4 protein-coding genes are annotated in these 12,051 nt (G+C 75.0%); all 4 read right to left on the bottom strand.

What is annotated here, in order from left to right; all coding sequences use genetic code 11:
• Nucleotides 1-66: 66 nt before the first annotated feature.
• The 4 genes from ACIRST_RS29805 to ACIRST_RS29790 all read right to left on the bottom strand — a co-directional run bounded on the left by ACIRST_RS29805 (nt 67) and on the right by ACIRST_RS29790 (nt 12,036).
• The gene (locus tag ACIRST_RS29805) at nt 67-885 is read right to left on the bottom strand and encodes a hypothetical protein (RefSeq protein WP_350526387.1); all 819 of its coding nucleotides are present in this window, start codon (nt 883-885) and stop codon (nt 67-69) included.
• Between the two features lie 183 nt (nt 886-1,068).
• Nucleotides 1,069-2,370 carry an MFS transporter gene (locus tag ACIRST_RS29800; protein WP_396552333.1) on the bottom strand — a complete coding sequence of 434 codons (1,302 nt, stop codon included), beginning with the start codon at nt 2,368-2,370 and terminating at the stop codon, nt 1,069-1,071.
• A complete protein-coding gene (locus ACIRST_RS29795; protein ID WP_402805986.1) occupies nt 2,367-3,323 on the bottom strand; it encodes an ornithine carbamoyltransferase in 957 nt (318 codons plus the stop codon). Before ACIRST_RS29795 ends, ACIRST_RS29800 begins: the two co-directional genes overlap by 4 nt.
• Nucleotides 3,324-3,426: 103 nt before the next feature.
• Nucleotides 3,427-12,036: an amino acid adenylation domain-containing protein gene (locus ACIRST_RS29790; protein ID WP_402805983.1), complete on the bottom strand. Its 8,610-nt coding sequence runs from the start codon at nt 12,034-12,036 to the stop codon at nt 3,427-3,429.
• Nucleotides 12,037-12,051: the final 15 nt, after the last annotated feature.

Raw genomic sequence — 12,051 nt, 5'->3', positions numbered from 1 at the left:
CTGCTCCCCGGGGGTGCGCCCCCGGGGAGCAGGCCCCGTTCCCTGCCCGACGGCTGCGACTGCCCGTCAGATGCCGGGCGGGTAGGGGAAGCTGTCGTAGGCCGCGTCGATCTCCTCCGGCGACTTGTGCAGCCAGGTGCGGCGCAGCGAGCGCAGCACCTCCGGGGCGAGGGGCTCGGCCACGGTGTCCGTCTTGGGCTTGGCGGTGGACTGCACGGCCCAGGAGAGCGCGATCAGCGGGTCGACCTCGGCCCAGCGGTCCGCGTCGATGTCCAGGAACTGCATGGCGCGGACGAAGCCGTGCCAGGCGTGGAAGCCGACCGGCGGGTTGCCGTTCATGATGTGGGTCCGGCCGCCGGGGTTGCGGCGCGGGTCGTACAGCACGCCCTGGCCGAAGTCGACGAAGGCGCTGATCATCCGGTGCCGGTCGTGCGGGAAGAAGGTGTCGATGACGCCGAGCTGGGCCGTGGAGATCACGGTCAGCGCGTCCTTGAGCGGGCGGACCATGGCGATGAAGCTGCCCGGGTACGTGCCGGCCTTGCGCTGGTCCTGGTAGGCCTTGACGATGGCCACCTCGAAGTCCTTGCCGAGCGCCGCCGCCAGCTGCCCGTAGGCGGCCTTGATCTCGGGGGTGGCCTTGAACCACAGCACCTCGTCGTACTGGTACCAGAACTCGTTGGCGTACGGGTCGCCGAGCATCCCGGGGACGTCGGGGAGGACGACGCGGTCCCGGCGGCGGGCCGGGGCGGCGGTGCCGGACGCCGCGGTCGCGGAGGCCGGGGCCGCGGACGCCGGGACGGCGGCGACGGCCAGGCCCGCACCGGCCAGGGTGACCGCGCCGGCGGAGAGTTTGAGCATGCGCCGACGGTCGATGGGCTGGGACACGGAGGTCTCCTCGTGTGGGACGTGCGGGCCGGGCGCCCGGGGCGCTCCGGTCCTGCTGTGGTCCGTGGACTTTCGACTGCGCTGCGAGTCCCTGGCCGCCGGCACGGGCCTGCCGCCCGGCAGCGGGGACGGGCCGGGGATCCCGGCCTGCGCTGATGGTGCTTCGGAGCCTAGGAACGCCGGCTATACGGCGTCCATATAGCCGGCGGCGGCGGGTTCCCCCACCGGGAGGTCCGCCTCCGGCGCCCGGTCGGGGTGCCGCAGCGCCGGGCTGACCACCGCGAACAGCGCGAGCACGGCCATCGCGGCGGCGATCGCGCCGAGCGTGCGGGTGACGCCCAGGCCGTCCAGCAGGTAGCCGCCGGCCAGCGCGCCGAAGGAGCCCGTCCCGAAGGCGAGCAGCTGGATCAGGCTGCTGACCCGGCCCTGCATCCGTTCCGGGGTGATCGTGACCTGGTAGACGCCGCCGGCCACGTTGGTCAGCCCGCCGACGTAGGCCATCGCGGCCATCACGGCGCCCAGCAGCACCGGGGAGCCGGTGAGGGCGAGGACCGGGACGAGGACGGCCCACAGCGCGGTGCCGCCGGCCACCACGGCGCGCAGCGGCACCCTCCGGGCCACCCGCATGCCGGTGAGCGCGCCGACGGTGCCGCCGATGCCGCCCGCGGCGGTGACCAGCCCCAGGGTGGTGGCCGAGCCGCCGTTCTCCCGGACGATCAGGACGAGGGCGAGGCTGATCACCTGGAACAGCAGGTTGGTCCCGGCGATCAGGCTGACCAGGACGCGCAGGAAGCGGCGCCGCCACGTCCAGACCAGCCCTTCGCGCAGTTCCGCGACGAGCGGGGCCCGCGGGCCGTCCGGTTCGCTCTGCAGCCTGGTCCTGATCGGCAGCAGGGCGAGCAGCGACAGCACGTGGGTGACGGCCGAGAACAGGAAGGGCGCCCACCGGGCCGCGGTGTAGAGCAGGCCGCCGAGCGGCTGGCCGAGCAGCCCGGCGGCGCGCCACCTGGCCTCGTTCTGGCCGAGCGCGGCCGAGAGCTGCTCGGCGGGCACCACGTGCCGCACGGCCGCGCGTTCGGCGAGCTGGTAGAAGACCGCGAGGGTCGACTCCGCGAAGGCCGCGGCCACCAGGTGGGCCAGGCCGATCCGGTCGGCGAGCACCGCCGCGGCGACGCTGCCCGCGACCAGCACCGCACCGATGTCGCACACGATCATCAGTCGGCGCCGGTCCCAGCGGTCCACCAGCGCTCCGGCGGGCAGCTGCACCAGGAGGTTGGGCAGCAGGCCCGCGAAGCCGACCAGGCCGGCGTCGCGGGCCTCGCCCGTCTTCCACAGCACCAGGAAGGGGTACGCCACGACGCAGGCCCGCGCGCCGAGCAGGGTGAGGCCGACGCCTCCCCACAGCAGCAGGAAGTCGCGGTTGCGGCGCAGCGGTGCGGGCGCCGCGTGCCCGGCCCCGGCGGAGGGGTCCGCCGGGTCGCTCATCCGCGGGGCTCGATGTCCCGGGCGGCGCAGCTCCACTCCAGGACGGCCATGGCGCTGTGCATCTTGTTCTCGGCCTGCCGGAACGCCAGGCTCGCCGGGCCGTCGAGCACCTCCGCGGTGACCTCCTCGCCGCGGTGGGCGGGCAGGTCGTGCAGGAGGACGGCGTCCGGGCTGTGCTTCCACAGGTCGGCGGTGACCCGGAACGGTTCGAACAGGGTGCGCCAGTCGGGGTCGGGCTTGCTGGTGCCGGTGGTCTGCCAGCGCGTGGTGTAGACGGCGTCGAAGGGCTCTCCGAGGTCGTCGAGGTCGTGGCGTTCGGTCACCTCCGCGCCGCAGCGGGCGGCGTGGGCGGTGGCCCGGGCCAGTACGTCGGCGGCCAGGCCGTAGCCGGGCGGGGTGCGCAGCTCCAGCCGGGCGCCCGGGAAGCGGGCGAGGGCCAGGGCCAGGGCGGCGGCCGAGTTGTTGCCCTCGCCGAGGTAGAGCACCCGCAGGCCCTCGATCCGCCCGAAGCGGCCGAGCAGGGTGGCCAGGTCGGTCAGCGCCTGGGTGGGGTGCTCGTCGGCGGTCATCGCGTTGACGACGGCCAGCCGGCCGTCCTCGGCCCAGCCGCGCAGTTCGGCCGGGTCGCCGGTGGTGCGGGCGACCAGGACGTCGAGCATCCCGGCGAACACCCGGCCGGTGTCCTGCACCGTCTCGCCGGTGTTGGTCTGCAGGTCGCCCGGCCCGTAGGCGATGACCTGGGCGCCGAGGCGCAGGGCCCCGGCGGAGAAGGCGGTGCGCGTGCGGGTGGAGGTCTTGGCGAAGTACGCGCCGGCGATCAGGCCGCTCAGCGGCCGCCCGGCGCCGGCCCGGCCGGCCGCGAACTCCGCGCCGCGGCGGGCGAGGTGGCGGAGTTCGGCGTCGGTGAGGTCGTCGAGGGACACCAGGCTGCGCCTGGACTGCGTCCTCGGTATCTCGGGTGTCGCGAGTGTCTCGGGTGTCACGGGTATCGCGGGTGTCGCGGGTGTCACGGGTGTCTCCTTGCGGTCGGTGGGGGTGGGCCGCAGCGCCGGGGCGTCACCAGCGCGAGCCGAAGTGGGCGTCGTCGCCCTCGCCCGCCTCGATGACGGCCCGGGCGAGCTCCTTGCCGTTGTCGCCGTTGGTCAGCACCACGAAGCCGTTGCCGCCGTGCACCTGGGTCATGGTCATCGCGAAGTAGCCCTCGAACTCGCCGAAGACGCCGAAGTCGAGGTCCCCGGCGGTGGCGTCGATGACGGTGGACATGCCGTACATGGAGCCGGGGCTCGGCGTGAGCAGGTCCCGGGCGAGCGACGGGGTGAGCAGGACCGGTTCGTCGTCGAGGTACGCGCGGCGGATCTCGGCGGCGGCCCGGGCGAGGTCGGTCGCGGTGGTCCACAGGCCGCCGCCGGCCACCGACGGGTGGATCGGCAGCCCGACCGGGACGGGCCGGCCCGCGGTGTCGTGGCCCTGGGCGACCGGCCGCCGGGAGCGCAGTCCGAAGCCCCAGTCGTAGCGGCTGCCGGTCATCCCGAGCGGCAGGAACACCCGGCTGCGCATCAGCTCGGGGAACGCCAGGCCGGTGAGGTCGGTCAGGACCTGCTCCAGCAGCAGGTAGTTGAGCTTGTTCTTGCGGAACAGCTCGCCGGGGCGGTGCTCGAAGGCGGGCTCCGGGGTCCGGGAGGGGTGCTCGCCGCGCAGCGCCTGCAGGACGGTGGGCACCTCGTCGCCGGGCCGGTACGGCTCGTGCGCCGGTTCGAGCGCCAGGCCGGAGGTGTTGAGCAGCAGCCGGCGCAAGGTGACCGGGCCGACGGCGGCGGGCACCCGCCAGTCGCGCAGGTACGCGTTGACGTCGGCGTCGAGGTCCAGCAGCCCTTCGGCGGCGAGGGCGAGCGTGCCGAGCGCGGTGATGTGCTTGCTGACCGAGGCGACCTTGAACGGGGTGTCCGCGGTGACCCGGTCGGTGCTGCCGGCGGCGACCACGCCGTGCGTCTCCAGCCCGGCGAGTTCGCCGTCGCGCAGCAGGGCCACGCTCATCCCGGGGACGCCGTGCCGTTCCATCAGCCCGGCGTACGGGGAGGCGGCGGGCGCCCGGCGGGGCCGGTGCCCGGCGGACTGCCCGGCGGGCCCCTCCGGGGCGGGCTCCGCGGCGGACCCGGAGGCGGACTCGGGGGCAGACCCGGAGGCGGACTCGGGGGCGGTGAGGGTCACGGCGAGCTCCTCGATCGAGGCGGTCTGGTAGAGCATCCGCAGGGTCAGCGGCAGGCCCGCGGCGCGCGCCTGCTCCATGACGCGCAGCACGGTCATCGAGTCCCCGCCGAGCTCGAAGAAGCTGTCCCGCGCACCGACCCGCTCCAGTCCGAGGACGTCCCGCCAGATCTCCGCCAGCTGCCGCTCGACCGGCGTGCGCGGCGCCACGAACTCCTCGCCGGCCCACGAGTCCTCGCGGTCGGGCGCGGGCAGCGCGGCGTGGTCGAGCTTGCCGTTGACGCTGAGCGGGATCCGCTCCAACGGGACGAAGGCGGCGGGGACCATGTACGCGGGCAGCCGCTCGGCGCAGTGCGCCGCGAGTTCGGTCCCGGTCGCGGCGGCCCCGGCCTCGGGCACGTAGTAGGCGACCAGCCGGCGCGGTCCGTTGCCCGGGGCGGTGGCGGTGACCACGGCCTCGCGGGCGGCCGGGTGCTCGGTGAGCACGGCCTGGACCTCGCCGGGTTCGATCCGGTAGCCACGGATCTTCAGCTGCTCGTCGACCCGGCCGAGGAACTCCAGCTCGCCGTCGGGCAGCAGCCGGGCCTGGTCACCGGTGGCGTACATCCGGCTGCCGGGCGCGCCGTACGGGTCCGGCAGGAACCGCTCGGCGGTCAGCGCCGGCCGGCCGAGGTAGCCGCGGGCCAGGCCGGGGCCGGCCAGGTGCAGCTCCCCGGGCACGCCCACCGGCACGATCCGGCCCTCCGGGTCGAGGACGTACACCCGGGTGTCGTCGATCGGCCGGCCGAGCGGGATGCCGCCGGCCAGGTCGAGGTCGGCGGCCCCGATCGGGCGGTAGGTGGCGTGCACGGTGGCCTCGGTCGGCCCGTACGCCTGGGCGAGCGCGGTGGCCTCCGGGGAGCGGACCGCCGTCCACTCGGCGAGGTCGGAGGCGGCGAGCCGGTCTCCGCCGAAGACCACGGTGCGCAGGGCGAGCGCGTCGAGCACCGCCCGGTCGCCGTCGGCCGCCGCGACCAGCGCGCGGAACGCCACCGGCGAGATCGACACGTGGGTGGTCCGGCTCTCCGTCAGGAGCGCGAGCAGTGCGCGGGGTTCGCGCGCCGTCGCGGACGGCACGACGACGATCCGCCCGCCGTGCAGCAGCGCGCCCCACATCTCCCAGACCGAGACGTCGAAGGCCGCGGAGTGCAGCAGGGCCCACGTCTGGTCGGCGTCGAACGGGCAGCGCCCGGCCGTCGCCCGGTACAGGCGCAGCAGGTTGGCGTTGGTGAGGCCGACGCCCTTGGGCTTCCCGGTGCTGCCGGAGGTGTAGATGACGTACATCAGGTTGTCCGGCCCGGCGGCGGGCGCCGGGTCGGTGGCCGGCCGGGCGGCGATCTGCCCGGCGTCCCCGTCGAGCAGCACCCGGGCGGCGGCGGACGGGACCCGGTCGGCGTGCTCGGCGCGGGTCACCACCAGCGGGTTCCCGGCGTCCTGCGCCATGTGCGCCAGCCGGGCCGGCGGCTGGTCCGGGTCGAGCGGCAGGTAGGCCCCGCCGGCCTTCAGGACGGCGAGCAGGACGGTGACCAGCTCGGTGCCCGGCGGCAGCAGCACGCCGACCACCGACTCGGGCCCGACGCCGAGCGACCGCAGGTGGTGCGCCAGGCGGTTGGCCCGCGCGTTCAGTTCGCCGTAGCCCAGCCGGTCCTGGCCGTGCTCGACCGCGACGGCCTCCGGGGTGCGGGCGGCCTGCGCCTCGAAGGCGGCGGCCGCGGTGCCCCGGACGGGCTCGGTGGCGAGCGGGCCGTTCCAGGGGCCGAGTACCGACTCCCGTTCCCCGGCGGGCAGGTAGGCGGCGAGCGCGTCGCCGTCGGTGTCCCCGACCATCGCCTCCAGCACCGACCGGTACATCGCGGCCAGCCGCTCGGCGTGCGCGCGGCTCAGCGCGTGGGTGTGGGTGCGCAGGGTGTAGTAGCCGGGCGTGGTCGGCACGCCGAGGGCGAAGTCGGTGCTGTCGTCGCCCTCGCCGGCGTCGAGGTCGACCAGGTCGGCGTCCATCTGCTCGAAGTCCTGGAAGGTGAAGAGGACGTCGACCAGGCGCTCCCCGCCGCCGAACTCCCGCTGGATCACCGGCATCGGGTACCGCCGGTGCGGCCACTGCTCCAGCTCCCGGGCGAACACCCGGCGGACCAGCTCGCGCCACGTCCGGGCGCCCCGGTCGAAGCCGAACGGCAGGCTGTTCAGCTGCATGCCGTGGACGCGTTCGGCACCCCGCACCTCCGGCCGGGCGCTGTACACCAGGCCGGTGGAGAACGCCGGGGCGTCGGTCAGCTGGCTCATCACCTTCAGGTGCGCCGCGTGCAGCACGCTCTTCAGGGACACCCCGGCCTCGCTGGCCAGCGCCCGCAGCCCGGCTTCGAGGTCCCGGTGCATCACGTACAGGTGGTAGTCCTCGCGCGGCCGGGTGAGGTCGGCCCAGTCCTGGGGGAAGCCGAAGCGCGGGTAGCGGGCGGCGTGGTCGCGCCAGTACTCGCGGTCCTCGGCGGAGTCCAGGGCGCGCCGTTCGGCGGCGATGAAGTCGGCGTACCGGACGGGGGGCGGGGTGTCCGCCGCGACCGGCCGGCCGTCGCGCAGCCGCCGGTAGTCCTCCAGCAGCTCCATCACCAGGTTGTGGAAGGTCCAGCCCTCGGTGATGCCGTGGAACTGGGTGAAGGCCAGCCGCCAGTCGTGCTCGCCCTCCAGCAGGGCGGCGACCCGCACCAGCGGCGCCCGGGTCAGGTCGAACAGCTCGGCCCGCTCGCGGGCCGTGTGGTCGTCCAGTGCGCTGCGCCGGGCCCGGTCGTCGAGCTCCCGGTGGTCCAGCACCGCCACCGGGACCGGCGCCTGCGCGTGCACCAGTTGCAGCGGCAGCGAGTACCCGGAGACGTGCAGCGAGGTGCGCAGGATCTCGTGCCGCGCGGTGGCCGCCCGGACGGCGCCGCGCAGCGCCTCGGCGTCGAACGGCGCGTCGTCGCGGATCTTGAGCACCGTGACGTTGTGGTAGCTGTTCCGCTCGTCGTCGGCGAGCATCTCGACCAGCATGCCGACCTGGACCTGCGACATCGGGTAGGCGTCGGTGACGCCCGCCGGCAGCAGCTCGCGGTCGGCCGGGCCGATCAGCTCGAAGGGTTCGACCGGCCGTTCGGCGGCGACGTGGGAGCGGCCCGCCAGCGAGGCGGCCAGCGCGGCCACCGTGCGGTGCTCGAAGACGTCGCGCACCGACACGTCCAGCCCCACCGCCCGCAGCGAGCCGACCAGCACGACCGCGCGGATGGAGTGGCCGCCGAGGTCGAAGAAGCTGTCCTCGACCCCGACCCGGTCCGTCTCCAGCACCTGGGCCCAGGCCGTGGCGAGCTGCTCCTCCAGCGGGTTGCGCGGCGAGACGTACGCCCGGCCGCCCGCGGCGCCGCCCTCGTCCGGGGCGGGCAGCGCGCGGCGGTCGACCTTGCCGTTGCGGTTGAGCGGGATCCGCTCCAGGGAGGTGAACGAGGCCGGGACCATGTGCTCCGGGAGCAGGCCGGCGCAGTGCGCCCGCAGCGCCTCGGCGCCGGACCGGCCGTCCTCCCCGGCCGGGACCCAGTAGGCCGCCAGCCGGAGGTCCCCGTTGGCCGCGCGGTGGGCGACGACGGTCGCGTCCGCCACCCCGGGGTGGGCCAGCAGCACGCTGCGGATCTCGCCGGGCTCGATCCGGTGGCCGCGGATCTTCACCTGGTCGTCGGCCCGGCCGACGAAGTCCACCACGCCGTCGGCCGTCAGCCGGGCGAGGTCCCCGGTGCGGTACAGCCGCGCGCCGGGCGGGCCGTACGGGTCGGGCAGGAAGCGCTCGGCGGTGAGGTCCGGCCGGCCGGCGTAGCCGCGGGCCACGCCCTCGCCGCCGACGTACAGCTGGCCGACCACGCCGACCGGCACCGGCTCCAGCGCGTCGTCCAGGACGTACATCCGCAGGCCCGGCAGCGGGCGGCCGATCGGCACCACGTCGACCGGCTGCGGGCGGTCCACCGGCAGGATGCTGGTGCCGACCGACGCCTCCGTCGGGCCGTACTCGTTGATCAGCCGGCCGGTGCCCAGCAGCCCCAGCCAGTGGTCGGCCGACCGGCCGGGGAAGGCCTCGCCGGCCACCACGACCACCTCGGCCAGCGCCTCGGCCTGCCGCTCGTCCAGCTGCCGGGAGAGGATCTCCAGGTGGCCCGGGGTGAGCTTGAGGAAGCTGAACGGGCCTGCGGCGACGAGCAGTTCGCCCAGCCGGTCGAGCGGGAGGTCCTGCGGGAGCAGATGGACCCGCTGCCCGGTGACCAGCGGCGCCCAGAGGTTGGGCACCACCAGGTCGAAGGCGACCGAGGAGAACAGCGCCCCGCCACCGCGGCCCCGCCCGGACAGGTCGGCGGCCGCCCAGCGGACGTGGTTGGCCAGGCCGTGGTGGTGCACCTGGACGCCCTTGGGGGTGCCGGTCGAGCCGGAGGTGAAGATGACGTACGCCAGCCCGGCCGGGTCGGCGCCCTGCCCGGTCCGCCCGGCGGGCAGGGCGGCCAGCGCCGCGCGCTCCGGCTCGGCGTCCAGCACGACCACCGGCCGCCCGGCCGCACCGGACACCGCGTCCCGGTACGCCTCCTGGGTCAGCACGGCGCGGACCCCGGCCGTGGCCAGCATGGCGCCGATCCGCTCGCCCGGGTGGCCCGGGTCCAGCGGGAGGTAGGCGCCGCCGGCCTTCCAGACCGCCAGCAGGGCCGTCAGCAGGTCCGGGCCGCGGTCCAGCAGGACGCCGACCACGGACTCCGGGCCGACGCCCAGGCCCCGCAGCCGGTGGGCCAGCCGGTTGGCGGCGGCCTCCAGTGCGGCGTACGTGGTGGCGCCCTCGGCAGCCTCGCCGAAGGTCAGCGCCACCGCGTCCGGCGTCCGGTCGGCCTGCGCCTCGAAGAGGTCCAGCACGCTTCCCGGGGCGCCCCCGGCGGGGGCGGAGGTGTTGAACCCCCGCAGCACCGTCTCCCGCTCGCCGGCCGGGAGGCGGGCGGCGAGCGCGTCGCCGTCGAAGTCGGCGGCCATCGCCTCCAGCACCGACCGGTACATCCCGGCCAGCCGCTCGGCGTGCGCCCGGGTCATCGCGTGGGTGTGCGACATCAGGACCAGGTTGCCGCCCAGCACGAGGGTGGCGAGCGCGAACTCGGTCAGGCTGTCGTCCACGCTGGCGCCGGCGTCGACGAGGTCGGTGTCGACCTGGTGGAAGTCCAGGTAGCTGAAGCGGATGTCGAGCAGCCGCGGCCCCTCGCCGAACTCCCGCTGGATCACCGGCATCGGGAACCGCCGGTGCGGCCACAGCTCCACCTCGCGGGCGAACACCCGGCCGACCAGCTCGCGCCAGGTCCGCGCGCCCCGCTCGTAGCCGAACGGCAGGCTGTTCAGGTACATCCCGTACACCCGCTCGGCGCCCTCCGCCTCCGGCCGGCCGTTGCAGACCAGGCCGGTGAAGAACGCCGGGGCGTCGGTCAGCTGGCTCATCACCTTGAGGTGCGCGGCGTGCAGCACGCTCTTCAGCGAGACGCCCTCCTCGGCGGCCAGCGCGCGCAGCCTGGCGTCCAGGTCCAGGTAGGGCACCTTGATCCGGTAGCTCTCCCGCGGCTCGTCCGCGCCGCCCGCCCAGGTGGCCGGCAGGCCGACCGGCTGGTGGTCGCGGACGGTCTCCTGCCAGTAGGCGCGGTCGTCGGCGGACTCCAGCGCCTGCAGCTCGGCGGCGATGAAGTCGGCGTAGCGGACGGCGGGCGGGTCGAACGGCACGGGCTCCGAGCCGTCGCGCACCTGCCGGTAGACCGCCAGGAACTCCATCAGGAGGGTGTGGAAGCTCCAGCCCTCCAGGATCGAGTGGCACTCGGTGAGCCCGAACCACCACGTCCGCTCGTCCACCGGGTGCGCGGAGACCCGCAGCAGCGGCGGGCTGGTGAGGTCGAACAGGGCGGCGCGCTCCCGCGCGGTGTGCGCCGCGAGTTCGCGCTGCTGCTCCTGCGCGTCCAGCCCGGACAGGTCGTGGATCAGCACCGGCATCCCGGCCTCGGCGTGCACCAGCTGCATCGGCACCGAGTAGCCGGAGACGGCGAACGCGGTCCGCAGCATCTCGTGCCGCGCGGTCACCACCCGGACGGCCTCGCGCAGCGCCTCGCCGTCGAACGGGCCGTCGTCGCGGATCTTGAACAGGGTGATGTTGTGGTACTTGTTCAGCTCGTCGTCGGCGAGCATCTCGACCAGCATGCCGAGCTGCACCTGCGACATCGGGTAGGCGTCGGTGACACCGGCCGGCACCCGCTCCCGGTCCGCCGCCGAGAGCAGCTCGAACGGCCGGACGAAGGTCTGCTCGACGGCCGCGGCCCGGCCCTCGGCGGACCGCGCCAGCGCGGCCACCGTACGGTGCTCGAAGACGTCGCGCACCGACACGTCCAGCCCGGCCGCCCGCAGCGCACCGACCAGCACCACACCGCGGATGGAGTCGCCGCCGAGGTCGAAGAAGTTGTCGTGGGCGCCGACCCGCTCGGTGCCGAGGACGTCCGCCCACACGGCCGCGACGAGTTCCTCGACCGGTCCGTCGGGGGCGACGAACTCCCCGCCCAGGGTGAGGGAGTGGCCCTCGGGGGCGGGCAGGGCGCGCTTGTCGAGCTTGCCGTTGGCGGTCAGCGGGAAGGCGTCGAGTTCCACGAAGGCCGCCGGCACCATGTAGGAGGGCAGCTGCTCCGCCACCCGGGCCCGCAGTGCGGCGGCGTCCGACCCGGCGTCGGCGGGCACCAGGTAGGCGACCAGCCGGCGGTCGCCGGGGACGTCCTCGCGGGCGAGGACGACGGCGTCCCGGACGGCCGGGTCGGCGGTCAGGACGGCGGCGATCTCGCCGAGTTCGATGCGGTAACCGCGGATCTTCACCTGGTCGTCGATCCGGCCGACGAACTCCAGCGAACCATCGGCCATCCGCCGCGCGAGGTCACCACTGCGATACAGACGCCCGCCCGCCGGACCGAACCGGTCCGGCACGAAACGCTCCGCCGTCAGAGCCGGACGCCCCAGATAGCCCCGCGCGACACCCGGACCACCCACATACATCTCACCCACCACACCGGGCGGAGCGACCTCACCGAACCGGTCCAGGACGTAGATCCGCAGATCACCCAGCGGCACACCCACCGGGTTCCCGGTGCCCGACAGGTCCTTGTCGGTGACCCGGTAGTACGTGGAGTGCACGGTCGTCTCCGTGATCCCGTACATGTTCACCAGCACCGGGCACTCCAGCCCCAACCGCTCCGCCCACGGCCGCAACTCACCGAACTCCAGCCGCTCACCCGCGAACACCACCACCCGCACCGCGAGCCGCCCGATCCGCTCGTCACCCTGGCCCGCCGCCGACACCAGCGCACGGAACGCCGACGGCGTCTGGTTCAACACCGTCACCCGGTGCTCCACCAACAGATCCAGGAAGTCCTCCGGCGA

The sequence above is a fragment of the Kitasatospora sp. NPDC101447 genome, assembly GCF_044767225.1.
Lineage (GTDB): Bacteria > Actinomycetota > Actinomycetes > Streptomycetales > Streptomycetaceae > Kitasatospora.
Note: the sequence above shows the minus strand (reverse complement) of the source record. Positions and strands in the feature narration are given on the sequence as shown.